The following is a 24,051-nucleotide window of genomic DNA, read 5'->3' on the forward strand; positions in this document are numbered from 1 at the left end:
ACTTTCGTGGGCCTTCCAGATTTTTAAAACTACAGAAAATGGTGGGTCGTGTGGGATTCGAACCTACGACCAATTGGTTAAAAGCCAACTGCTCTACCAACTGAGCTAACGACCCGCTGTGTGGTGGCGCGTATAATACTGATTTCTAAGGACTATTCAACACTTAATTTGAAATAAATCAAAAATAAGGGGTTGGATCGCTCACACCCGCCGCCGCGAAGCCTTCGGCACGCAGGCGGCAGCTGTCGCATTTGCCGCAAGCGCGGCCCTGATCGTCGGCCTGATAACACGAAACAGTAAGGCCATAATCCACCCCAAGCTTCACCCCTGCCCTGACGATGTCAGCCTTGCTGAGGTTCTGCAGAGGCGCCTGGATCCGGAAACCCTGCCCCTCTACGCCGGCCTTGGTCGCCAGATTCGCCATGCGTTCGAAGGCCTCGACAAACTCCGGACGGCAATCCGGATAGCCGGAATAATCCACCGCGTTGACACCGATGAAAATGTCACGGGCACCCAGCACTTCGGCCCAACCCAGCGCCAGGGACAGGAACACCGTGTTGCGCGCCGGCACATAAGTCACCGGAATGCCTTCACTCGGCGCCTCGGGAACATCGATGGAACTGTCAGTCAGGGCGGAACCGCCGATGCCGTTGAGGTTCAGGCCGATCACCTTGTGCTCGACAACGCCCAGGTCTCGGGCGACCCGCTCGGCGGCGTGCAACTCGGCACGGTGGCGCTGGCCATAGTCGAAACTCATTGTGTAGCAGCGATAGCCTTCGGCGCGGGCCATGGCTACGACCGTGGCCGAATCCAGGCCGCCCGACAGCAGGATGACCGCGCGCTTTTCTGGAGTGGTTAATTGTTCAGTCATGTCAGCGCCCCGGCTCGTCGTTCCAAAGATATTTGTGCAGTTGCAGTTGCAGGCGCACCGGCAAGTTATCCGCCACCACCCAGTCCGCCAGCTCCCGAGCATTCAGGTCGTGGTGACTAGGGGAAAACAGCACCTCGCCAGCCCGTTGGTCCAGACCGTACTGGATCAGCTTGGACACCGCCCAGTCGTAGTCTTCCCGCGAACAGATGACGAACTTGACCTGATCGTTGGGCGTCAGCAGCTCGATGTTCTCATAGCGGTTGCGGTGGGCTTCTTTCGAACCAGGAGTCTTGAGGTCCACGACGCGGCTGACCCGCGGATCGACCGCCGATATATCCAGCGCGCCACTGGTTTCCAGGGAAACCTCATAGCCTGCATCGCACAATTGCTTGAGCAAGGGGATGGCATTGGGCTGCGCCAATGGCTCACCCCCCGTGACGCAAACATAACGCGGACGGAAGCCGGCCACTTGTTCGAGGAGATCGTCGAGGGTGCGCAAGGTGCCGCCATTGAAGGCGTAGGCACTGTCGCAGTATTGGCAACGCAATGGGCAACCGGTAAGGCGCACAAAAACAGTGGGCAGCCCGGCCGTTCGCGTTTCACCCTGCAACGAGTAAAAAACTTCGGTAATTCTCAATGTGTCTTGCATAGTCGCCACGGGCGTAACAGCTAAACAGGCTGTCCGCCTCCGTCAGGCACCTCAAGGAACCCCGCCAACGCGTAGATCCCAAGAAGCGTGTTTCATAAAAAGGGCGTGAATTCTAACGAAAAAACCCGCGACAGGCGCGGGTTTCTTCCAAGCGGGTTCAAACAGCCTTACATGCGCTGCAGATCGCGCTGGGCCAACTGAGCGGCGGATGTCCCCGGATACTGGGCCACCACCTGCTGCAGAATGCCCTTTACCTTGTCGGTGTGACCGAGGCGGCGCTCTACGTCAGCCAGCTTGTACAGCGAATCCGGCACCTTGGCGTGCTTGGGATACAGTTGCGAAACCTTGGCGAATGCCTGGCCGGCACCTTGCAGGTCACCCTTGGCCAGGTTCACCTCACCCAGCCAGTATTGGGCGTTGCCCGCGTACTGGCTGTTTGGGTATTTGCGCAGGAAAGCGGCAAAGGCCTGGCTGGCCTTGTCGAAATCCTTGGCCTTGATCAAGTCGAAGGCAGCATCGTAGTAGAGCTTTTCCTTCGCCGGATCAGCCGGCTCGCCACCGGCAGCAGGTGCTGCTGGAGCACTCGCCCCAGCGCCTGCGGCTGCACCGGGGGCGTTCAGATCGCCACCGGCTGGAGAATTCTCAGGAGTCGCGGCAGGTGCAACGCCGGTTCCTATGCGCCGATCAAGATCCTGGTATCGCTCCAGGTTTTCCTGCTTCATGCGCGAAATATCATTTTGCAGTTCTTCAATCACACCCTGTTGGCGCGAGATCTGATCCTGCATTTGCTGCAGTTGGTTGAACAGCTGGCCCTGTGCCGAGACAGGGGCCGAAACCCCTCCCCCGGCATAGGCGCCGTTCGTACCGTAACCTGCAGGCGGATAACTGCTCCCGCTATTGTTATAGCCGGCATCGTTATCGACCACAGGAACCGCAGCCCACGCCGCAAGCGGCGCGAGGCTGAGAGCCAGAACAGTTACAGCACGACGGCACGTTCGCATGACGAATTACTTACGCAGTTCGACGCGACGGTTTTGAGCCCAGGACTGCTCGTCGTTGCCGGTAGCAACTGGACGCTCTTCGCCGTAGGAAACCAGTTCCAGCTGAGCTGGGGAAACACCTTGCAGTACCAGGTAGCGTTGAACGGCTTTCGCACGACGCTCGCCCAGTGCCATGTTGTACTCACGAGTACCACGTTCGTCGGTGTTGCCTTCCAGAACAACGCGAGCGCCGTTTGCTTTCAGGTCTTTGGCGTGAACGTCCAGAGCGCGCATGGCTTCTGGCTTCAGGTCCGAGCTGTCGTATTCGAAGTAGAAGGTGGTGATTGCGCGCAGAGCAGCTTCTTCGCTCATGGAGCCGTCAACTGCACCGGTGTTAGCGCCGTAACCAGCGTTTGGATCAACAGCGCCTTCACCGGCGTTGTCGCCGCCTTTGGACGAGCAACCTACAGCTACAGCCATGGCCAGAGCCAGCGCAGCAAATTTACCAAACTTCAGCATTTCCATCGTGAAACTCCTAATGAACCCCAGTGTGTTAAGTAAAACGTATTGCGCCGCGTCAGTTCAGGTAAGGGGACCAGGACGGTTCTCTGACTTCGCCTTGAGCGGTAGGAAGCGGGAGCCTCACGCGTCCATTAATGGACACGAGCATCAAGACTCCCCGGCCCTGCTGGCGGGTGGCGTAGATTACCATGGTGCCGTTGGGCGCAACAGTAGGTGACTCGTCCAGAGTGCTATCAGTGAGGATTTTTACGCTTCCGCGCTGCAAATCCTGGGCCGCCACCTTGAAATTGGTGAAACCATCCTGGCGATGGATCATGACCAGGGTCTTTTCGTCCGCCGACAGTTTAGGGTTGGCGTTGTAGTTACCGACGAAAGTCACGCGTTCGGCACCACCGCCACCAGCGCTGGTCTTGTAGATCTGCGGCTTGCCGCCACGGTCGGAGGTGAAGTAGATGGTCGAGCCATCCTTGCCCCAGAACGGTTCGGTGTTGATGCCCGGGCCGTTGGTCACGCGCGAGATCGAACGAGACGCCAAGTTCATCACGTAGACGTCCGGGTTACCGTCCTTGGACAGTACGAACGCCAGGCGCGAACCGTCCGGCGACCAGGCTGGCGCGCCGTTCAGGCCTTCGAAATTGGTGATCTGCTCACGACGACCGGTGTCGATGTGCTGCACGAAAATACGTGGACGCTTCTGCTCGAACGAGACATAGGCGATACGCTTGCCGTCAGGTGCAAAACGCGGCGACAAGATCGGCTCGCGCGATTGCAGCAGGGTCACTGCGCGGGCGCCGTCATAGTCGGAACGCTGCAGGGTGTAGCGGGTGTTGTTCTCGGAGAAGCGCTCAGCCGTCACGTAAAGCATGCGCGTAGAGAACGCACCCTTGATGCCGGTGAGCTTTTCGAACGATTGGTCGGCGATGTAATGCGCCATGTCACGCAGTTGGTCAACGCTGCCCGATACGCTACCGGTCAGCACTTGCTGTTCGGTGGCGACATTGAACAGGGCGTATTGCACCTGCAGGCGACCGCCCGCCGGAACGATGCTGCCGACCATGATGTACTGGGCGCCCAGGGCCTTCCAGTCACGGTAGATGACTTCGCTGGCCTGGGTTGGCAGGCCGATCATGTTCTGCTTCGGAATCGGCGCATAGTAACCGGAGTTGCGCAGGTCGTTGCCGATGATTTCCGCCATGTCGTCGGGCAGGACGCTGCCGCCCTGCCAACCGAACGGTACGACGGCGATCGGGGTGGCCCGGTCGCTGCCGCTGGTGACCAGGATGTTCTTTTCCTCTGCCATCGCTATCCCTGCCAGGCAGCAGATAACGACAAGCATTGATCGAAGAAGGTTTCTCACAAGGCTAGATCCTCAGGTGTGAATGTCATCTTGAACGAACGATAGGGAGCAAAATCGCTCGGCTTCATTCCTTGCATTTCCGTCAACCGCCCAATGTTCTTGACCGCCGCGACCGCCGAAGCGTCGAACGGACCATCGCCACTGGACTTGGCCACGCTGACCGAGGTAACCGTACCGTCGGGCAACATGCCGATTTGCAATACAACTGTCATGCCTTTGCGCGCCGAAGGTGGACGAGCCCAGCCTTCCGCCGCACGGGCACGAATCAGATCGTCGAAACTGCCGGCGACTTCATCGCCCTGCTCGTCGGCCAATGCCTGCTGGCGCTCCGGCGTGTCGGAAAGCAAATCTGCCAAGGCCTGGGCCTTTTTCTCTTCGGCGGACTTACGCGCTGCGTCCTGGGCCTTTTTCTTGGCGGCGTCGGCGGCGGCTTTCTTCTTCGCGTCTTCGGCGACTTTCTTTTTCGCCTCTTCAGCTTCAGCTTTCTTCTTGGCGTCTTCGGCCGCTTTTTTCTTCGCGTCCTCGACAATCTTTTTCTTCGCTTCTTCAGCGGCCGCTTTCTTGGCCTCTTCTTCAGCGGCTTTCTTGGCTTCTTCTTCGGCTTTCTTCTTGGCTATATCAGCCAATTGTTTCTCTTCTGCCTTCTTGGCTTCGGCGGCTTTCTTCGCGTCGTCGGCTTTCTTGGCTTCGTCTGCCTTTTTAGCCTCGTCCGCTTTCTTCGCCTCGTCGGCCTTCTTCGCTTCTTCGGCCTTTTGAGCAGCTTCTTCTTTCTTTTGTTCCGCGGCCCTCACGGCTTCCTGCTCGACCTTCTTCTGCTCCATCTGCTCGACTTCAGTCTGGCGCGCGGCGGATTTCTTCGCTTCGCCGGCAAGCTTCTGGTTGGTCTGCGTCGTGGCCTGGCTCTTCGACTTGAGCTGGTAAAGGGTCGCCTGCACGATCGGCTTGGCCGGCGGCAATTCCGGGGTCATGGCAAAGCTGACGAACAGCATGCCGAACACCAGCACATGCAGGCCGATGGCAAGGACACTAGGCCAGAAGTAGCTTTCCGAGGCGGACGGCTCTCGCTGTTGCTGCATCAGGGCGCCTCAGTGATCAAGCCAACGTTACCAACCCCGGCTTTCTGCAGGCCGCCCATGGCGCCCATCACGGCACCGTAGTCGACGGTCTTGTCGCCGCGAATGAACACCTGGGTGCGCTTGCCGGCATCGTTGCCAACACGAATGATCTTGGTCACCGCGTCGGTCATCTGCGGCAGGGTCATGGCCCGGTCCTGCTGTTTCTCGGTGTCGACTTCGCTGCCAAGGTTCCAGTAATAGGTCTTGTCAGCCTTGATCGAAATGGTCAGGACCTGGGTGTTGTTGTCCTGCGGCAAGGCTTCGCTGGAAACCTTGGGCAGATCGACCTTCACGCCCTGATTGAGCATCGGCGCGGTCACCATGAAGATGACCAGCAGTACCAGCATCACGTCGATGTAGGGCACCACGTTCATCTCGGCAACCGGCTTGCGCTTGTTTCGGGCTCGAGCGATTAAAGCCATCGGGAAATACCTGCTTATTCTTCGCTGGTGTGCACTTTGCGGTGCAGGATCGCCTGGAATTCATCGGCGAACGTGTAGTAGCGGCTGGTCAGCGTTTCGCTGCGGGCAGCGAAGCGGTTGTAGGCGATAACGGCCGGGATCGCCGCGAACAGGCCGATGGCGGTGGCGATCAGCGCCTCGGCGATACCCGGGGCCACGGTAGCCAGGGTCGCTTGCTGGGCGGATGCCAGGCCACGGAAGGAGTTCATGATCCCCCACACGGTACCGAACAGGCCGATGTACGGGCTGACCGAACCGACGGTCGCCAGGAACGGCAGGCCCTGTTCAAGTTTTTCTTCCTCGCGGGAAATGGCGACGCGCATGGCACGGGCCACGCCTTCCATGACCGCTTCAGGATCCACACCGGGCTGCTGGCGCAGACGGGAGAACTCCTTGAAACCGGCGCGGAAGATCTGCTCGACGCCCGAATCCGGGTCCGGGTTGCTGCCGGCCTGGCGGTACAGCTTGGACAGGTCGATGCCGGACCAGAAGCGCTCTTCGAAGCTCTCCAGGGCACGGCGACCGGCGCGCAGCATGTTGCTGCGCTGAAAAATCATGATCCATGAGGTCACCGATGCGGCTACCAGGGTCAGCATTACCAGTTGCACCACGACGCTGGCATTGCTGACCAGGCTCCACATGGAGGAATGGTCGACGACGTTAGCTTCCACGCTTTATCTCCTGCTCTGAGTGTGTACCCGCGCCGCTCACGCCGGCAAAAGCCGCGCGTAGAGCTTCGGGAATGGCCCGGGGTTTCAAACTATGGGTGCGCACACAGGCCACCAAAAACTGCCCTTCGCAGAGCAGCACATTATCCGCAGCGCGCCTGACCTGCTGCTTGAAGCGCAGGCTGACGCGGTTCAACTCGATGACATCGGCACTCACCACAAGCTCGTCGTCCAGTCGCGCTCAGGCGCGTGATAACGCGCTTCGCTGGAATGCACGACGAATAACAGGTCCTCCCCTGCCAGCGCGGATTGGGCGAAACCCAGTTCCCGCAGCCGTTCGGTTCGAGCCCGTTCCATAAACTTGAGGTAATTGACGTAGTAAACGATGCCGCTGCGGCATCGGTGTCCTCGTAATAAACGCGACAGCGATGTGCGAACGACTCCAGCCCGTTTTGCGCGCGCATACTCTAGTGCTTACTCCTCAGGTTGCCAATCGGCCAGGCAACTGTTTTTTCATTCTCGAACGCATTGACGCTCCAGGCGTGGTCTGGGACAGCACCAACCGGAAAAAAGTCGTCGTACAAAGCGCGTTCAATCGTCTACCGCATCAAGGAACTCGTCTACCACCGGCATCTCGCCCATTCGTGTCGGGATGTTTAAGCCGAAGTGCAGATAAGCATGCCGCGTCACCACGCGCCCGCGCGGGGTGCGCATGATATAGCCCTGTTGGATCAGGTACGGTTCCAGTACATCTTCAATGGTGTGGCGTTCTTCGCTGATGGCCGCCGCCAGGCTGTCCACACCCACCGGGCCACCGTCGAATTTCTCGATCATGGTCAACAGCAGGCGCCGGTCCTGGTGATCGAAACCGCGTTCGTCAATGTCCAGCAGGTTCAGCGCCAGGTCGGCGATCGGCTTGGTGATATGGCCCTTGGCCCGGACTTCGGCAAAATCCCGGACCCGGCGCAGCAGACGGTTGGCGATCCGCGGCGTACCGCGGGCCCGACGGGCGATTTCGTAGGCGCCGTCCGGGTCCAGCGGCAAGCCGAGGATGCCGGCCGAGCGACTGACGATCGTTGCCAGGTCGGCATTGCTGTAGAACTCCAGGCGCTGGACGATACCGAAGCGGTCCCGCAGCGGGTTGGTCAGCATGCCGGCGCGGGTGGTGGCACCCACCAGGGTGAAGGGTGGCAGGTCGAGCTTGATGGAGCGTGCCGCCGGCCCTTCACCGATCATGATGTCGAGCTGGAAATCTTCCATGGCCGGGTACAGCACTTCCTCGACGATCGGCGACAGCCGATGGATTTCGTCGATAAAGAGTACGTCATGAGGTTCAAGGTTGGTCAACAGCGCCGCCAGGTCGCCCGGTCGCTCGAGCACCGGCCCGGACGTGCTCTTGATCGACACCCCCATTTCCTGGGCGATGATATTGGCCAGGGTGGTCTTGCCCAAGCCCGGCGGGCCGAAGATCAAGGTGTGGTCCAGCGACTCGCTGCGCCCACGGGCAGCCTGGATGAACAGCTCCATCTGCTCGCGCACGGTCGGCTGGCCGATGTAGTCGGCCAGGCTGACAGGCCGGATCGCGCGGTCCTGGATTTCCTCGCGGTCACGGGGGGCGCCCGTGGCGGCGATCAGACGATCAGCTTCAATCACTTAAATCATTCCCTTCAGGGCGCGGCGAATCATGTCTTCGGTGCTCAAGCCTTTTTCCTTGATCGCGGAAATCGCCTTGCTGGCTTCCTGCGGTTTATAGCCCAAGGAAATCAGCGCGGTGACCGCATCGTTTTCAGCGCTAATCGCAGGCGCAGGCGCATCCGGCTGGTTTGGTACCAACGCGAACATCGCGGGCACCGCCTCCCAGGCCTTGAAGCGATCCTTGAGTTCTACCAGCAGGCGCTCGGCGGTTTTCTTGCCCACGCCCGGCACCTTGGTCAGGGCCGAGGTGTCCTGGGACTGCACGCAGCGCACCAGTTCATCGACTTCCAGGCTCGACATCAAGGCCAGGGCCAGTTTAGGACCGACGCCATTGAGACGGATCAACTCGCGGAAGAAATCCCGCTCGCGCTTGCCAACGAACCCATAGAGTAACTGCGCATCCTCGCGCACGACCAAATGGGTGTGCAGGGTCAGCGGCTCGCCGACCGACGGCAGGCGATACAGCGTGGTCATCGGCACTTCGAGCTCATAGCCCAGGCCGTTTACATCCAGAATCAGGTGCGGCGGCTGTTTTTCAGCCAGGGTGCCGCGCAATCGTCCAATCACGTTTCAGATCCTTGGGCGTTGTCCAGCCACCGGCTGGCGAATAACAACCCGAGCATAAAGGCCGACGATACAGGCGCAACAGGCTCGGGCTCATGAATGAAGCGCTGATGCTATCAGAGACGCAGGCGCCCGCCACGACTGCGTGCGGCTCCCAAGCCATGGGGCAACAGACTGGAGCGGGTATGGGCATGGCAAATGGCGATGGCCAGGGCGTCGGAGGCGTCGATCTGCGGCTTGCTGACCAATTTCAACAAGTGCATCACCATCATTTGCACCTGCTCCTTGTTCGCCGCACCGGTTCCGACGACCGCCTGCTTGACCTGGGTCGCGGTGTACTCGGCGATCTCCAGGTTTTCCTCGGCCCCAGCCACAATCGCCGCGCCTCGGGCCTGCCCAAGTTTCAAGGCTGAATCGGCGTTACGGGCCATGAAGACCTTTTCGATGCCCATGGTCACGGGGCCGTAGGTCTGGATGACTTCGCGCACGCCGCGATAAACGATCTGCAAGCGTTCATGCAGCTCACCCGCACCGGTGCGGATGCATCCGGAGGCGACGTACACGCAGCCGCGCCCGGTATCGCGAACCACACCGTAGCCGGTGATGCGCGAACCGGGGTCGATACCAAGGATTAAAGTCATAACGCCTGCGGTTTGAAGGGGGTTACCTGGACCTGTGGGAGCGAGCCTGCTCGCGAAGAGGCCATCACACTCAACATAAATGTCGGCTGATACACCGCATTCGCGAGCAGGCTCGCTCCCACCCTGGCACTCATGCTATTCGATAAAGACCATCAACCGAGTTGTTCAGCGACCGATTCAGGAATATCGGCGTTGGAATAAACGTTCTGCACGTCGTCCAGGTCTTCCAGCATGTCGATCAGCTTGAGTACCTTCTCGGCGCCTTCCAGGTCGAGTTCGGCGCTGGTGGTCGGCTGCATGACGATTTCCGCGTCCGCAGGCGCAAAACCGGCCGCCTCCAGGGCGTTGCGCACGGCGTAGAAGCTGGCGAACGAGGTGAACACGTCGAACGAACCGTCTTCATGGCTGACCACGTCGTCGGCATCGGCTTCGAGGGCCGCTTCGGTCAGCGCATCCTCGTCGACGCCCGGCGCAAAGCTGATCTGCCCTTTGCGCTCGAACAGGTAGGCTACCGAGCCATCGGTGCCCAGGTTGCCGCCGCATTTGCTGAAGGCGTGACGCACGGCCGCGGCGGTGCGGTTGCGGTTGTCGGTCATGCACTCGACCATCACCGCCACGCCGCCTGGGCCGTAGCCTTCATAGGTCAGCTCTTCAACGTTGTCGGCCTCGGTGGCGCCAGCGCCACGGGCGATGGCCCGGTCGATGATGTCGCGACTCATGTTCGCGCCCAGCGCCTTATCCAGCGCCAGGCGCAAGCGCGGGTTGGAACCCGGATCACCGCCACCCTGGCGGGCCGCGACCGTCAGCTCACGGATCCACTTGGTGAAAATCTTGCCTCTCTTGGCATCCTGACGTTCTTTGCGGTGCTTGATGTTCGCCCACTTGGAATGACCTGCCATAACTCGCTCCGTTTCGCTCTGGAACATTGCCCGCCCTGCGCTTGCGCAGTGGCGGCAATCAGAAATATCGACCCCAACGAAAAGGCGCATCCGAAGATGCGCCCTCTCAGGTGCCAGCCTTACTCAGCCTTTGGCTGTTCACGCAGGCGGATGTGCAACTCGCGCAACGCCTTGGCGTCCACGACGCCAGGCGCCTGGGTCATGACATCGGCCGCGCTCTGGGTTTTCGGGAACGCGATCACTTCGCGGATCGACTGGGCGCCGGTCATCAACATCACCAGGCGATCCAGGCCGAAGGCCAGGCCACCGTGGGGCGGGGCGCCGTATTTCAGGGCGTCCAGCAGGAAGCCGAACTTCTCTTCCTGCTCGGCTTCGCTGATGCCCAGCAGACGGAACACCGCCTGTTGCATTTCCTTGCGGTGGATACGGATCGAACCGCCACCCAGCTCGGTGCCGTTCAGGACCATGTCGTAGGCCCGGGAAAGTGCGCCGGCCGGGTTGGCCTCCAGCTCTTCAGGCGAGCACTTCGGCGCGGTGAACGGGTGGTGCAACGCGGAGAAGCTGCCGTCATCGTTTTCTTCGAACATCGGGAAGTCCACGACCCACATCGGCGCCCACTCGCAAGTGAGCAGCTCCAGGTCGTGACCGACCTTGATCCGCAGCGCACCCAAGGCTTCGCTGACGATCTTGGCCTTGTCGGCGCCGAAGAACACGATGTCGCCATCGACCGCGCCAACACGATCGAGGATCACGTTGAGGTTGGCTTCGGGGATGTTCTTCACGATTGGCGACTGCAGGCCTTCAACGCCCTTGGCGCGCTCGTTGACCTTGATGTACGCCAGGCCGCGGGCACCGTAGATACCCACGAACTTGGTGTAATCGTCGATCTTGCTGCGTGGCATGCTCGCACCGCCTGGTACGCGCAGGGCGGCAACACGGCATTTCGGGTCGTTTGCAGGACCGCTGAACACCTTGAACTCGACATCCTTGAGCTGGTCGGCCACGTCCACCAGTTCCAGCGGGTTACGCAGGTCAGGCTTGTCGGAACCGTAGCGGCGCATGGCCTCTTCGAAGGTCATGTGCGGGAACTCACCGAATTCCAGGTCCAGCACTTCCTTGAACAGGTTGCGGATCATGCCTTCGGTCAGGCCCATGATGTCTTTTTCATCGAGGAAGCTGGTCTCGATGTCGATCTGGGTGAACTCAGGCTGACGGTCGGCACGCAGGTCTTCGTCGCGGAAGCACTTGGCGATCTGGTAGTAGCGATCGAACCCGGCCACCATCAGCAGTTGCTTGAACAGCTGCGGCGACTGCGGCAAGGCAAAGAAACTGCCGGGGTGGGTACGGCTCGGCACCAGGTAGTCGCGGGCGCCTTCCGGCGTGGCGCGGGTCAGGATCGGCGTCTCGACATCGAGGAAGCCGTTTTCATCCAGGTAGCGACGGATGCTGGTGGTCATGCGCGAACGCAGGCGCAGCTTCTCGGCCATTTCCGGGCGACGCAGATCGATGAAGCGGTAGCGCAGGCGCGTTTCTTCACCGACGTCGGAGTATTCATTGAGCGGGAACGGCGGGGTTTCCGCTTCGTTCAGCACTTCCAGCTCATAACCCAGCACTTCGATCATGCCGGACGCCATGTTGGCATTGCCGGCGCCGGCTGGGCGCAGGCGCACCTTGCCGGTGATCTTGACGACGTATTCGCTGCGCACGCGGTCGGCGGTGGCGAAGGTTTCAGCGCGGTCCGGATCGAACACCACCTGGGCCAGGCCTTCACGATCACGGATATCGAGGAAAATCACCCCGCCATGGTCACGGCGACGATGAACCCATCCGCAAAGAGTAACTTCCTGGCCTTCCAGGCTTTCGTTCAGTTGGCCGCAATAATGGCTGCGCATCATGGTAGTGGTTTCACTTCTCGTAATTCGACATTCGGTTGGAGGCCCTGCCCGTGCAAGAACTCGCGCGTATTCAACTCAATCAGCCTTGTCGCCACCGGCCAGGTTCTTCTTGGCGCCGGTCTTGAAGTCGGTTTCATACCAGCCGGTGCCACCGAGGCGGAAACCAGGCATGGATAGCATCTTTTTCAGTTCTGGTGCCTGGCAGGCAGGGCAGTCGACCAGCGGTGCCGCGCTGATCTTTTGAATGGCTTCCATCTGATGACCACAGGAAGCACATTGATAGTCGTACATCGGCATGGGGGTTGTCTCGGCGATCAGGTTACTCGCGCAAAAGCGGGGCTTTGCGGCAAAGAGCGGGATTATATCCATTAAATGCGGCCTGTGCAGCCGTAAGACCGCGTGTAGGAGCTGACGAGTGCAACGAGGCTGCGATCTTGCCCCAGACACTTGAGTCAAAAGCGAAGAGTCAAGATCAAGATCAAAAGATCGCAGCCTTCGGCAGCTCCTACGCCCCACCATGCTCCATCCCGGCGTCCTTCAAACTGTGAACAACGCAGACAACACGCACCAGCCCGCTGAAATTGCGCACGCCGCCATGGCGCAGGTGTACCTCCCTGTCCACATGGGACAGCAAGGTGCTGATGGAGCAACTGTTGAGGTGCGCCATGTCGCCGAGAATATCCCAATAGACCTGCTCCAGCCGCAGGCAGGTGGCGAACCCATTGAGCCGGATAGAGCGGGCCAGGGGACGGGCCAGTTGCATATTGAAACCCCTGACGAACGGGTCGACGCGGATAGACTGCAAGCGTCCACCCCCATCTTCCCGGGGTTCTTTTCCTTGAATCATACCGTTGACACTCCTTTGCCATACGAGCCTCAGTCGGAACAACCGATCTGTGGCTCTATGGAAGCTCAACGGGCTCGCCAGTTCCAGATGACTTTTTGACCATCAACGTAGGACAAGCCGACAGAAGACTGGCGACAAATTACGCAGCCCTGGAACCTGACGCCCAGGCGATGATGCCAACGGCAACACCATCGCCTGGGCGTGGCTTACTTATCCTCCAGCAACGAACGCAGCATCCAGGCGGTTTTTTCATGGACCTGCATGCGCTGGGTCAGCAGGTCGGCGGTGGGTTCGTCGCTGACCTTGTCCAATAAAGGAAAGATGCCACGGGCCGTGCGAGTCACTGCTTCCTGCCCTTCGACCAATTGCCGGATCATGTCCTCGGCGCCAGGCACACCCTCTTCTTCCTTTATGGACGACAAGCGCGCATATACCGAGTAAGAACCGGGTGCTGGGAAGCCGAGCGCACGGATTCGCTCGGCGATCAGGTCAACCGCCAGCGCCAACTCGTTGTATTGCTCCTCGAACATCAGGTGCAGCGTCCGGAACATCGGACCGGTAACGTTCCAGTGGAAATTGTGGGTCTTGAGGTACAGCACATAGGTGTCAGACAACAAGCGTGAAAGCCCGTCGACAATGGACTTGCGGTCTTCTTCGCTGATACCGATATCAATGGCCATGTGGTTTGATCTCCTGACGTGATGAATTCGACAGCGGTCATTTCACTCTAGCGGGTGTCGCCGCCTGAGGCCTGCGACAAATCGCCAGCCGTCCTGAACCGACAAGCCGGGATGGCGGGCGGTTCCGGAAAAACCTGAAATCGAATCCTTATTCACGTGGCATCTTCTGGAGCCCGCAGCCGCTCCGCCGACGAACAGCGTCCGGCACGCCAGCAACACGTTTGAGAAGGCTCGGGCTTTGCTGTTAAATAGGCAGTGTGTCGCTACGCCTATTTTTCCGGGCGTCGCGCATAGGCTGATTCGGGTACGTATTACTACGCCTCTCATTGTTCTGGAGCGAACCGCCCCCGATCAGCTCTTCCTTGTGATCTGTCTTAACCGTGAGCCAATCAAAATGTTGAAAATCGTCCACTTGCTAATGGGCGCAGCTGCCCTGCTGCTGTCCTTCATCCCTAGCCTGGGTTCCGAAGCCACACCTTACCTGCAACATCCCGACGCGCTTTACCTGGCCTTTTTCGGCCTGCTCAACCTGACACTGGCACCCGTTATCCCTTACTGGAACAAAGGTCCACGTCATCAACTGCAAAACCTTGTCAGTGCCCTGCTGGTACTGGCCGTTGCCTTGCAAACCCTGACCCTGCTGGCGCCCATGCCGGAAATCGGCGGCCAACCCGCCATCCTGTCCAGCCTGGCGGCGGCATTGCTCGCCGTACTGCTGCACTTGGCCGTCAGCTTCTACAAGAAGTCGTCGCCGTCCGCCGCACCGCAAAACTACGACATGTCCAACCGCGATACCGGCACGGTGAAGTGGTTCAACACGTCCAAGGGGTTCGGTTTCATCTCCCGTGATTCCGGCGATGACATTTTTGTCCATTTCCGGGCCATTCGTGGCGAAGGCCACCGCGTCCTGGTCGAGGGCCAGCGCGTGGAGTTCTCGGTCATGCATCGCGACAAGGGCCTGCAAGCCGAAGACGTGATCGCCGCGCTACCGCGCCGCTGATCCAAGTGTAAAAAAACCGCGATGCAGCCTGGCTGCTCGCGGTTTTTTTGTGCCCGTCGTTCGGGTTCGTCAGTAGTGGGGAGGCGGCGCTTCTTCCTCGAAAGACTCGAACTGCCCGGCCATCTCCTCCTGGCGCTTGAGCAGCGCCGCCATCTGCAGCTGCAAGCGCTCGACGACTCGCTGCTGCTCCACCAGCACGTCGTTCAACGCCTGGATGGTGTCGTCCTGGAATGCCAGGCGGCTTTCAAGGTCGGTTACACGCTCTTCAAGGTTCATGGTTCAGCCCTCCAGGAACTTGAAATCATCGGTCAGGACCGCTCGCAAGCGTTCGCGAATGGCCGCGACCTGCCCTGCATCATAAGGCTGTGCCGGATGCTTGCCCCACACCGGCGCCGGCCAGGCGGCATCGTCCCGCTTGCGCACGATTACATGCATGTGCAATTGACTGACAACGTTACCCAAGGTTGCAACGTTCAGTTTATCGGCGTCGAACGAGTCCTTGAGCGTCTCGGCCAGCGTCGTGGTTTCTTTCCACAGCTGCTGTTGATCAGCGTCATCCAATTGAAACAATTCACTGATATCGTCCCGCCGCGGCACGAGGATGAACCACGGGTAGTTCGAGTCGTTGGACAAGAGCAACCGGCAAAGCGGGAAATCGCCGATGGGCAATGTGTCTTGTTGCAATCGTGGATCTAAGGCAAACACCGCGCGTACTCCTCGCTCATTGATGATTGTGCCGATTTGGCGGCGCTACCGGCCGACCTTGGACACATGCGACCAGCATACCCGTGAACGACGGAACGTTCACTGCACACCGCCCCGGCGCACCAATGCCGTGCGCCGAGTGCCGTAACGGCGCATTTTGCGTCGAGCAGGTGTAAGGACTGTCCGCTTTTCGCACAGCTTGAAGATTTTCTGCACCAAAACAGCACAATGCGTCTACGCTCAGTCCACGTGACATCCGCGTTTTACCCACTGAAGGGGTGAACCGGTAACGTTTTTGGTTGTCGCGTGAGTTCCAACGGTTTCAAACATGACAGCTGCCTGACAGTCAACCCCATTTAAAACAAGGCCTTTGGAGCCCGGTTTCATGAGGTTTCACCGCAACCGCAGCTAAATTGTGAAAAAAATGTCAACGAAATCCGGGTTTGTGCATGCTTGTTGCATTCATGCCCATATCGTCTACAGGAGCCGCCGGAAGCGGAACCTGCAGGCCTGAGAATTAAAGTGGCAAGGCTGCCCTCAGGAGCTTCAAGGTTGGACTTACGGACTCTTTACACCGAAGCGTGCAATCAAAGAACAACTTGAAGTTGTCATTCCGCACACCTCGGCTCAGCTGAAATGCGACATGGATCGAGCCATTGGCGACATGGTCGTAAAGAAGCTGAAAGGTTGAATGGGCAAGTATCGCCAAAGAATGTCGACGTGATATAAGTTTGCGCCGACACAAAAAGAAAGAGCCGCCCAGATAAAAAAACAGGTGGGACGGCAGTACTCTTCTAAAAACCAAAGGAGCAAATCACGATGCGCGTGATGAAGTGGAGCATGATCGCACTGGCTGTTTCGGCCGGTACCTCGCAGTTCGCAATGGCGTCCTCCCAAGAGGAATCCAAGGGTTTTATCGAAGATCAGAGCTTGACCGTTCTGACCCGTGCGCTGTACATGAACCGTGATTTCAAGAACGAACCAAACACTCGTCAAAGTTATCGTGAAGAGTCTGGTGTTGCCGCTCGTGCCATTTACGAGTCGGGCTTCACTCAAGGCACCGTTGGTGTAGGCGTTGACGGCTTCGCATTTGGCACCGTTCGCCTCGATGGCGGCAGCGGTCGTGCCGGTAACGGTCTGTTCGCTAGTGACAGCGACGGCAACCTGGAAGACACACAATCGAAAGTGGGTGGCGCGGTTAAATTCCGTCTGTCCGACACCGTCCTGAAATACGGTAACCAGTTCACTACCAGCCCGGTCTTCTCCACTGACGACAGCCGTCTGCTGCCGGAAGTTGCCACTGGTACCCTGCTCACCAGTAAAGAAATCAAAGGCCTGGAGCTGACCGCAGGTCGTTTCAACGCCATCAGCTCGCAAACTGGCATGGGTGATGACGGTCTTGGCCTGAAATCCGCTGACATCGTTGGCGCAACCTACCAGTTCACCGACAATTTCGTCGGTGGCGTAGCGGCTTCCGATGTTGAAGACCACTACAAAAAGAAATACCTGAACCTGAACTACACCTTGCCGATCAACGAAGATCAGTCCCTGAACTTCGACTTCAACGGTTATGACAGCCAGGACCAAGGCCAGAAGCTCAGCGGCGACGTTGACAACCGCATCTGGTCCCTCGCAGCAGCCTATGCCATCGGTGCCCACAAGTTCACCCTGGCTCACCAGCGCTCCACCGGTGATACCGGCTACGTGTATGGCGTTGACGGCGGCGGTACCATTTTCCTCGCCAACTCCATCCAGTACTCCGACTTCAACGGTCAGGACGAGCGTTCCTGGCAGGCTCGCTATGACCTGAACATGAAAACCTACGGCGTTCCTGGCCTGAGCTTCATGACTCGTTACGTTACCGGTGACAACATTTCCACCGCTGATGGCGAAGCAAAAGAGCACGAATGGGACTTCGAAACCAAGTACGTTATGCAAAGCGGTCCAGCCAAAGACCTGTCGTTCCGTGTTCGTAGCGCTTTCTACCGCACCAACACCTCTTACACCACCGCCAGTGGCAACCGAGACAACAACGACTTCCGCGTAATCGTCGAATACCCACTGAGCATCTTGTAATTCAGTGCTAGTTCGATAGCTGCACCCGCAACAAACAAAAAACCGCTCACCTGATCCAGGTGAGCGGTTTTTTTATGTCCGTTGCAATGTCAGCTTTAACACAACTTATTAAATAGCAAGCTAGCTAAATATAACCTGACTCCAGTGCCAAGTTATATTCAAGTCGTTATTGCGCCGGTCCTTCCTGAACCACCCGAATCACTCGTTGTGGAAACGGAATATCAATGCCCGCGTCCTTCAAGCGATCCCGCGCCAGCTCATTGAGCATGAACATGACGTTCCAGTAATCTGCGGTCTTGACCCAAATACGCAACGACACCGTGATCGCACTGTCGCCCAAGGTGGAAATCACTGCTTCAGGCGCTGGATCCGCCAGCACGCGTTCATCCTTGGCCAACTCAAGCAACACTTCCCGGGCCTTTTGCAGGTCGGCCTGGTAATCCACACCGACGTCGAACACGACCTTGCGGGTCGGCTGGCGGTTGGTGTTGGTGATGATGCCGTTCGACAGATTGCCGTTGGGCACGATGACGGTCTTGTTGTCACCGGTACGGATGACGGTGTGGAAGATCTGGATGCTATCGACCGTACCGGCCACGCCTTGGGCTTCGATCCAGTCACCGATGCGAAACGGACGGAACAGCAGGATCAGCACGCCACCGGCGAAATTCGCCAGGCTGCCCTGCAAGGCCAGGCCGATCGCCAAGCCTGCCGCACCGATGGCCGCGACGAACGAGGTGGTTTCAATACCGATCATCGAAGCGACACTGACGATCAATAGAATCTTCAGGATGATGTTTGCCAGGGTACTGATGAACCCTTGCAGCGCGAGGTCGGCGTTACGCAGGGCCAGCAGCGCCCCGAGTTTCTGCGTCACCTTGTTGATCAGCCACCAGCCAATGACCAGGGTGACGAGCGCCAGCAGCACCCGGCTGCCGTATTCCATGATCATCGGGATCCAGGCCTGGGAAGCCTTGACCAGATGGTCCACTTCAGCGTTCAAATCCATCGTGTTCTCCTTGTTTCCGTTGCACGCAATTGTGGCGAGGGAGCTTGCTCCCGCTTGGGGGCGCAGCACCCACCAAAGGGGCCGCTACGCAGCCCAGCGGCCGCCACAGTGTTCCCTATAACTGAGGGGTCAGTCGCGGAAGTTATTGAACTGTAGCGGCATGCCGAACTCCTTGCCCCGCAGTGCCGCAATGGCTTCCTGCAAGTCGTCACGCTTCTTGCCGGTGACCCGCACCTGCTCGCCCTGGATGGCGGCCTGGACCTTGAGCTTCGCGTCCTTGATGTGGGCAACGATCTTCTTGGCCAATTCCTTGTCGATGCCTTCCTTGAGCACGGCTTCCTGCTTCATCACCTTGCCCGAGGCGTAGGCGTCCTTCACTTCAAGGCACTGTACGTCGATCTTGCGCTTGACCAGCGCGAGCTTGAGGATTTCGATCATTGCCTCGAGCTGGAAATCGGCCTCGGCGGTCAGGTTGACGGTCAGGTCCTTTTCCTTGAACTCGAAACTGCCCTTGCCCTTGAGGTCATACCGACGGTCGAGTTCCTTGACGGCGTTTTCAACGGCGTTGGTGACTTCGTGCTTGTCCAGTTCGGATACCACGTCGAATGACGGCATGTAGTGTTCTCCAAATAAAAAGGCGCGCTCATGAAACGGCGCGCACTTGGCTTGTGGTTAAAATCGGGCTCATTATAACGGGTCTTTCCCCGCCGTTACCGCGAGCCCCGCAGATGCCAGCACCAAACCGAGTAAAAAACTGATGTCCACCACCTGGCATGTCCTGGGCGCCGGCAGCCTCGGCACGCTATGGGCCGCGCGCCTGGCCCGCGCAGGCCTGCCGGTGCGGCTGGTGCTGCGCAATGAACAGCGGCTGCAGGATTACCTCGCCGCCGGCGGCCTGACGCTGGTGGAACAGGGCCAGGCGCAGTGCTACCCGGTGCCAGGCGAAACCGTGCACAACCCCGAGCCGATCAAGCGCTTGCTCCTGGCCTGCAAGGCTTACGATGCGCAAGCCGCCGTTGCCTCGGTCGCCCATCGCCTGGACAGCGACTCGGAACTGATCCTGTTGCAGAACGGCCTCGGCAGCCAGGACGCCGTGGCCAACTGCGTGCCTCGGGCGCGCTGTATCAGCGCCTCCAGCACCGAGGGCGCGTTCCGCGACGGTGACTGGCGCGTGGTCTTCGCCGGCCATGGCTACACCTGGCTGGGGGATCCCGCCCACCCCGTCGCGCCGATCTGGCTGGACGACCTGGCGGCGGCGGGTATCCCCCACGAATGGAGCGCCGATATCCTCACCCGCCTGTGGCGCAAACTGGCCCTCAATTGTGCGATCAACCCACTGACCGTACTTCATCATTGCAAGAACGGTGAGTTGCAAGCGCATCGCTGCGAAGTCGCGACTCTCTGCGCCGAACTCATCGAGCTGCTCGAACGCTGCGGCCAGCCCGCCGCCGCCGAAGATTTGCAGACAGAAGTCGAGCGGGTGATCCAGGCCACCGCCGCCAATTACTCCTCGATGTACCAAGACGTCGCCAACCAGCGGCGCACCGAAATCAGCTACCTGCTCGGCCACGCCTGCGCAGTCGCCGAGCGGCATGGCGTGGCGGTGCCGCACCTTGAACAAATGCGCCAACGACTGATTACCCACCTGGACAACCTCGGATTGCCCAGCGACTGAGCAGCGGCTACGCTGGCCCTCGTGTTCCTTGTTAGCGACGAGTCCGATGCCATTGCGCCAGCGTCTTGAAAATCTCCCGGTCGGCCAGAAACTGCTGGCGGCCCTGTTGGTGCTGTTGACCACCGTCCTGCTGGTGGCCAACCTGACCTTCATCAGCGCGGCCTATTACATTTCCCAGGAAAGCATGGCGCCCCAGGCGTTGCAGACCATCGGCCGACTGGTGGCCAACCCGAGCCTGATCGCCGACGCGCTGCAATCACCCCAAAGCGCCCAGCGCCTGCTCGACGAACTCAACAGCTACGCACCGCTAAGGGCGGCAGCGCTGTACGACGGCCAAGGCGAACGCCTGGCACAGTTGCAACAGGGCGAAAAGCTCAAGCTGCCGGACCATTACCGCAACATACATGCCTGGCAGGCCGGTGAGTTTCGCAGCAACCAGATCATCACCCTGCCCCGTCCCGGCACTGCGCCCGGCCATCTGTTGCTGGTGGCCAGCAGTGAATTGCCCACGGCGTTCTACACCGGCACCCTGACCGCCAGCCTCGGCATCCTGATTTTCAGCGTGCTGCTGTGGCTGGTCATTGCCCAGCAGATCAAACGCCTGATCACGCAACCGATCCACCAACTCGAAGAGCTGTCGCGCCAGGTCACCCGCGAGGAGAATTACGCCTTGCGCGCCGCCCGTGGCAATCATGATGAGATCGGCAGCCTGGCCGAGGCGTTCAATACCATGCTGTCGCGGATCGAAGCGCGCGAGCAGCAACTCAAGCGTGCGCGGGACGACTCCCAGGCGGCCTATGACCAAGCCCAGGGCCTGGCGGAAGAAACCCGCCACACCAACCGCAAGCTGGAGCTGGAAGTCCAGGTGCGCAGCAAGATCGAGAAAAAACTCACCGGCTTCCAGAACTACCTCAACAGCATCATCGACTCCATGCCATCGGCGCTGATTGCCCTCGATGAGCAGCTCTACGTCACCCAATGGAACCAGGAAGCCAGCGCGCTCTCCGGCACACGACTGGACGAAGCGCTGAACCAGCCGATATTCCTCGCTTTCGAACCCCTGAAGCCGTACCTGCCCCAACTCAAGCAAACGGTCGAACAGCATACGGTGGCGAAAATCGAGCGTGTCACCTGGACCAAGGACGACGAAGCCCGGCACTACGCCCTGACTTTCTATCCACTGATGGGCGGCGCCGGGCGGGGCGTGGTGATCCGCATCGACGACATCACCCAGCGCCTGTCGCTGGAGGAAATGATGGTGCAGTCGGAGAAAATGCTCTCGGTCGGTGGCCTCGCGGCAGGCATGGCCCATGAGATCAATAATCCGCTCGGCGCGATCCTGCACAACGTGCAGAACATCCGCCGACGCCTGTCGGCGGAACTGCCGAAGAATCTGGAACAGGCCGAGCTATTGGGTATCGACTTGCCAGTGGTCAACCGTTACCTGGCAAGCCGCGAGATCCCGCAATTGCTCGACGGCATCCAGCAGGCCGGCGCCCGGGCGGCGAAAATCGTCACTCACATGCTCAGTTTCAGCCGGCGCAGCACGCGGCAAATGGCGCCTTGCGACCTGCCGGCGCTGATCGACCAGGCCGTCGAAATTGCCGGTAACGACTTCGACCTGGCGATCGGCTTCGACTTCAAGGGCCAGGCGATCACCCGCCAGTTCGACCCGAACCTGGGGCCGGTGCCCGGTACGGCCAACGAGTTGGAACAGGTGCTGCTCAACCTGCTGAAAAATGCTGCCCAGGCCATTCATCAACGCCAGGACGATAGCGAGCCCGGCCGAATCATCCTGCGTACTCGCCTGAATCCGCCATGGGCGGAAATCCAGGTCGAGGACAACGGCATCGGCATGAGCGAGAACGTGCGCAAACGCACCTTCGAGCCGTTCTTCACCACCAAGGAAATCGGCCAGGGCACGGGCCTCGGGCTGTCGGTCTCGTATTTCATCATTACCAACAATCACAAGGGCCAGATGGAAGTGCAATCCGCGCCAGGCCAGGGCACATGCTTCACCCTGCGCCTGCCCCTGGCGGGCACTTCGATGGTGGCCCAGGAAAACAAGCCAGTGGAGCGCTGAACATGGGTTTTCGCCTGTCGAAGATTTACACCCGCACCGGTGACAAAGGTGAAACGGGGCTGGGCGATGGCCGCCGCGTGGCAAAGGATCACCCGCGGGTCGAGGCGATTGGCGAAGTGGATACGCTGAACAGCCAGCTAGGGTTATTGCTGGCCGGTCTAGCCGAAGAAACAACCCGGCATCCCGCGCTGCAGGAGGTCATCGCGGTGTTGGCGCCTTGTCAGCACCGGCTGTTCGACTTGGGTGGTGAACTGGCGATGCCGGCTTACCAAGCCTTGAACGTGGCGGAAATCGAGCGGTTGGAAGCGGCGATCGATCTGTGGAACGAGGAGCTGGGACCGCTGGAGAACTTCATCCTGCCCGGTGGCTCTTCCTTGATCGCGCAAGCGCACGTCTGCCGAGCGCTGGCCCGTGGTGCCGAGCGTCGTTGCCAGCAACTGAACGCGGTGGAGCCGTTGGCCGGGCCGGGGCTGGCCTATATCAATCGGTTGTCGGACCTGTTGTTCGTGGCCGCACGGGTCATTGCCCGGCGGCAGGGGGTGGCGGAGGTGCTTTGGGAGGCGGCGGCCAAGCCTGAGGGCTGAATCGTTCTTGAGGCCGCCATCGCGAGCAAGCTCGCTCCCACACGGGATTTTCGGCGTTCACAAAACCCCTGTGGGAGCGAGCTTGCTCGCGATGGCGTCAGCGGTTACACCACAAAATCAAACCTCAGGCCAGAACGCCCGAATCCCCGCCACACCCTGCGCACCAGCTTCCCAGGCTTTTTGCCGCTCTCCGGGACCCACCCCACCCAACAGATAAACCGGTCTGTCGAAACCTTCGATCAACCGCGCCGCCTCATCCCACCCCAACGGCTTGGCATCGGGATGGGTCTGGGTCGGTTGCACAGGCGAAAGCGTGACGAAATCCACGTCCATCTGCTGCGCCAGGGACAGTTCCTCGGCGTTATGGCACGAGGCCGCGAGCCAGCGGTCCTTGCCGAACGGGCGACCGGCCGCCGCATGCTTGCGCAGTTGCGCGGCAGTGATGTGCCAGCCGGCGGAGGGAAAATCCCCCAGCCATTCGAACGGTCCCTTGAGCATCAACTGCGCCTTGCCGGCACACAACCCTACCGCGTCCACCGCCAGGTCGCGGTATTGCGGGTCGTAGCCGTTGGGCGCTCGGAGCTGGACCAACTTTATCCCGCCGGCAATTGCCTTCTGCATGCCGCGCAGCAAGGCCGGCGTCTCGAGGCCTTCGGGCGTAATCAAATATTCGCCCGGCAAACGGGCCGCCGCGACGATCGGCTGGTTGGCCGCCGGAAACTCGTAACTCGTCAACTCACGGGCCGTCACCCACGCCAGCGGTTGACCTTCGGCGCCATGGGGCTCGCCCCTGAAGGCGGACACCTCCCAAACATCCAGCAAGACCTGTTTGTCCGGGTAATCGTGGCGCACCTTGATCAAGGGCCGGGCGGCTTCGACGACGATAGCCAGTTCCTCGTTCAGCTCCCGGGCCAAGGCGGTTTCGACGGACTCATCGGCCTCGACCTTGCCGCCGGGAAACTCCCACAGGCCACCTTGATGCTGGGTGTCGGCCCGACGGGCAATCAGGATTTTACCAGCGGCGTCACGAATGACCGCCGCCGCCACATGAATTCGTTTCACCGCGCTATTCCTC

26 protein-coding genes, 1 tRNA gene and 1 pseudogene are annotated in these 24,051 nt (G+C 59.8%); 5 read left to right on the plus strand and 23 right to left on the minus strand.

Annotation, left to right across the window (positions count from 1 at the left end; genetic code table 11):
- Positions 1 to 39: 39 nt before the first annotated feature.
- From AB4N42_RS25665 to AB4N42_RS25750, 18 genes and pseudogenes are all read right to left on the minus strand, one after another.
- Positions 40 to 115: transfer RNA gene (locus AB4N42_RS25665), tRNA-Lys, on the minus strand.
- A gap of 63 nt (positions 116 to 178) precedes the next feature.
- Entirely contained in the window at positions 179 to 871 is a 693-nt protein-coding gene (queC, locus tag AB4N42_RS25670; protein ID WP_030140792.1) for a 7-cyano-7-deazaguanine synthase QueC, read from the minus strand.
- Position 872: 1 nt separating this feature from the next.
- A complete protein-coding gene (gene queE, locus AB4N42_RS25675) occupies positions 873 to 1,520 on the minus strand; it encodes a 7-carboxy-7-deazaguanine synthase QueE (RefSeq protein WP_030140793.1) in 648 nt (215 codons plus the stop codon).
- A 167-nt stretch (positions 1,521 to 1,687) separates the two neighbouring features.
- Entirely contained in the window at positions 1,688 to 2,521 is an 834-nt protein-coding gene (ybgF, locus tag AB4N42_RS25680; protein ID WP_030140794.1) for a tol-pal system protein YbgF, read from the minus strand.
- Positions 2,522 to 2,527: 6 nt separating this feature from the next.
- Entirely contained in the window at positions 2,528 to 3,025 is a 498-nt protein-coding gene (gene pal / locus AB4N42_RS25685) for a peptidoglycan-associated lipoprotein Pal (RefSeq protein ID WP_030140795.1), read from the minus strand.
- A 52-nt stretch (positions 3,026 to 3,077) separates the two neighbouring features.
- Positions 3,078 to 4,322: a Tol-Pal system beta propeller repeat protein TolB gene (gene tolB / locus AB4N42_RS25690; RefSeq protein WP_407682692.1), complete on the minus strand. Its 1,245-nt coding sequence runs from the start codon at positions 4,320 to 4,322 to the stop codon at positions 3,078 to 3,080.
- 53 nt (positions 4,323 to 4,375) lie between these two features.
- Positions 4,376 to 5,455: a cell envelope integrity protein TolA gene (tolA, locus tag AB4N42_RS25695; protein WP_030140797.1), complete on the minus strand. Its 1,080-nt coding sequence runs from the start codon at positions 5,453 to 5,455 to the stop codon at positions 4,376 to 4,378.
- Positions 5,455 to 5,907 carry a protein TolR gene (tolR, locus tag AB4N42_RS25700; RefSeq protein ID WP_161796096.1) on the minus strand — a complete coding sequence of 151 codons (453 nt, stop codon included), beginning with the start codon at positions 5,905 to 5,907 and terminating at the stop codon, positions 5,455 to 5,457. Before tolR ends, tolA begins: the two co-directional genes overlap by 1 nt.
- Before the next feature lie 23 nt (positions 5,908 to 5,930).
- The gene (gene tolQ, locus AB4N42_RS25705) at positions 5,931 to 6,626 is read right to left on the minus strand and encodes a protein TolQ (protein ID WP_030140798.1); all 696 of its coding nucleotides are present in this window, start codon (positions 6,624 to 6,626) and stop codon (positions 5,931 to 5,933) included.
- A pseudogene (gene ybgC / locus AB4N42_RS25710) lies at positions 6,616 to 7,087 on the minus strand (tol-pal system-associated acyl-CoA thioesterase). The gene tolQ and the pseudogene ybgC overlap by 11 nt, the downstream one beginning before the upstream one ends.
- A 127-nt stretch (positions 7,088 to 7,214) precedes the next feature.
- Complete coding sequence (gene ruvB, locus AB4N42_RS25715) at positions 7,215 to 8,276, minus strand: Holliday junction branch migration DNA helicase RuvB (RefSeq protein WP_109753807.1); 1,062 nt, start codon at positions 8,274 to 8,276, stop codon at positions 7,215 to 7,217.
- The gene (gene ruvA, locus AB4N42_RS25720; protein WP_053213395.1) at positions 8,277 to 8,885 is read right to left on the minus strand and encodes a Holliday junction branch migration protein RuvA; all 609 of its coding nucleotides are present in this window, start codon (positions 8,883 to 8,885) and stop codon (positions 8,277 to 8,279) included.
- 113 nt (positions 8,886 to 8,998) lie between these two features.
- Entirely contained in the window at positions 8,999 to 9,523 is a 525-nt protein-coding gene (gene ruvC, locus AB4N42_RS25725) for a crossover junction endodeoxyribonuclease RuvC (RefSeq protein WP_030140802.1), read from the minus strand.
- A gap of 152 nt (positions 9,524 to 9,675) precedes the next feature.
- A complete protein-coding gene (locus tag AB4N42_RS25730) occupies positions 9,676 to 10,422 on the minus strand; it encodes a YebC/PmpR family DNA-binding transcriptional regulator (RefSeq protein ID WP_030140803.1) in 747 nt (248 codons plus the stop codon).
- Between the two features lie 119 nt (positions 10,423 to 10,541).
- On the minus strand, positions 10,542 to 12,317 hold the full coding sequence (aspS, locus tag AB4N42_RS25735) for an aspartate--tRNA ligase (RefSeq protein ID WP_181288678.1): 1,776 nt from the start codon (positions 12,315 to 12,317) through the stop codon (positions 10,542 to 10,544).
- Between the two features lie 75 nt (positions 12,318 to 12,392).
- A complete protein-coding gene (locus tag AB4N42_RS25740; RefSeq protein WP_003178589.1) occupies positions 12,393 to 12,614 on the minus strand; it encodes an FmdB family zinc ribbon protein in 222 nt (73 codons plus the stop codon).
- A 208-nt stretch (positions 12,615 to 12,822) separates the two neighbouring features.
- Complete coding sequence (locus AB4N42_RS25745) at positions 12,823 to 13,164, minus strand: ribbon-helix-helix domain-containing protein (RefSeq protein WP_407682695.1); 342 nt, start codon at positions 13,162 to 13,164, stop codon at positions 12,823 to 12,825.
- A 206-nt stretch (positions 13,165 to 13,370) separates the two neighbouring features.
- Positions 13,371 to 13,844, minus strand: a complete 474-nt coding sequence (locus AB4N42_RS25750) for a Dps family protein (protein ID WP_460115531.1) — start codon at positions 13,842 to 13,844, stop codon at positions 13,371 to 13,373.
- 394 nt (positions 13,845 to 14,238) lie between these two features.
- Between AB4N42_RS25750 and AB4N42_RS25755 the strand changes: the two genes are divergently transcribed.
- Positions 14,239 to 14,844, plus strand: a complete 606-nt coding sequence (locus AB4N42_RS25755) for a cold-shock protein (protein ID WP_030140807.1) — start codon at positions 14,239 to 14,241, stop codon at positions 14,842 to 14,844.
- A gap of 69 nt (positions 14,845 to 14,913) precedes the next feature.
- On the opposite strand, the gene AB4N42_RS25760 is transcribed toward AB4N42_RS25755, so the two are convergent.
- A complete protein-coding gene (locus AB4N42_RS25760) occupies positions 14,914 to 15,120 on the minus strand; it encodes a SlyX family protein (RefSeq protein WP_217861372.1) in 207 nt (68 codons plus the stop codon).
- A 3-nt stretch (positions 15,121 to 15,123) separates the two neighbouring features.
- Positions 15,124 to 15,549 carry an HIT domain-containing protein gene (locus AB4N42_RS25765; RefSeq protein ID WP_198797896.1) on the minus strand — a complete coding sequence of 142 codons (426 nt, stop codon included), beginning with the start codon at positions 15,547 to 15,549 and terminating at the stop codon, positions 15,124 to 15,126.
- An 819-nt stretch (positions 15,550 to 16,368) separates the two neighbouring features.
- Here AB4N42_RS25765 and AB4N42_RS25770 point away from each other — a divergent pair.
- Positions 16,369 to 17,625 (plus strand): OprD family porin, encoded by a 1,257-nt coding sequence (locus tag AB4N42_RS25770; RefSeq protein ID WP_030140810.1) that lies wholly within the window; start codon positions 16,369 to 16,371, stop codon positions 17,623 to 17,625.
- Between the two features lie 166 nt (positions 17,626 to 17,791).
- Here the strand turns inward: AB4N42_RS25770 and AB4N42_RS25775 are convergent, their stop codons facing one another.
- Both AB4N42_RS25775 and AB4N42_RS25780 read right to left on the minus strand, forming a co-directional pair.
- A complete protein-coding gene (locus AB4N42_RS25775; RefSeq protein WP_030140811.1) occupies positions 17,792 to 18,634 on the minus strand; it encodes a mechanosensitive ion channel family protein in 843 nt (280 codons plus the stop codon).
- A gap of 129 nt (positions 18,635 to 18,763) precedes the next feature.
- On the minus strand, positions 18,764 to 19,249 hold the full coding sequence (locus AB4N42_RS25780) for a YajQ family cyclic di-GMP-binding protein (RefSeq protein ID WP_030140812.1): 486 nt from the start codon (positions 19,247 to 19,249) through the stop codon (positions 18,764 to 18,766).
- A gap of 142 nt (positions 19,250 to 19,391) precedes the next feature.
- Here AB4N42_RS25780 and AB4N42_RS25785 point away from each other — a divergent pair, with 142 nt between their 5' ends.
- The 3 genes from AB4N42_RS25785 to AB4N42_RS25795 are packed head-to-tail and all read left to right on the plus strand — an operon-like array spanning position 19,392 to position 22,976.
- Positions 19,392 to 20,309 carry a putative 2-dehydropantoate 2-reductase gene (locus AB4N42_RS25785; RefSeq protein ID WP_030140813.1) on the plus strand — a complete coding sequence of 306 codons (918 nt, stop codon included), beginning with the start codon at positions 19,392 to 19,394 and terminating at the stop codon, positions 20,307 to 20,309.
- A 46-nt stretch (positions 20,310 to 20,355) separates the two neighbouring features.
- Positions 20,356 to 22,392, plus strand: coding sequence for a sensor histidine kinase (locus AB4N42_RS25790; protein WP_030140814.1), 2,037 nt, complete (start codon positions 20,356 to 20,358; stop codon positions 22,390 to 22,392).
- 2 nt (positions 22,393 to 22,394) lie between these two features.
- On the plus strand, positions 22,395 to 22,976 hold the full coding sequence (locus AB4N42_RS25795; RefSeq protein ID WP_217861369.1) for a cob(I)yrinic acid a,c-diamide adenosyltransferase: 582 nt from the start codon (positions 22,395 to 22,397) through the stop codon (positions 22,974 to 22,976).
- Between the two features lie 117 nt (positions 22,977 to 23,093).
- Here the strand turns inward: AB4N42_RS25795 and AB4N42_RS25800 are convergent, their stop codons facing one another.
- Complete coding sequence (locus AB4N42_RS25800) at positions 23,094 to 24,038, minus strand: Nudix family hydrolase (protein ID WP_030140816.1); 945 nt, start codon at positions 24,036 to 24,038, stop codon at positions 23,094 to 23,096.
- Positions 24,039 to 24,051 lie beyond the last annotated feature (13 nt).

The sequence above is a fragment of the Pseudomonas sp. H2_D02 genome, assembly GCF_054677635.1.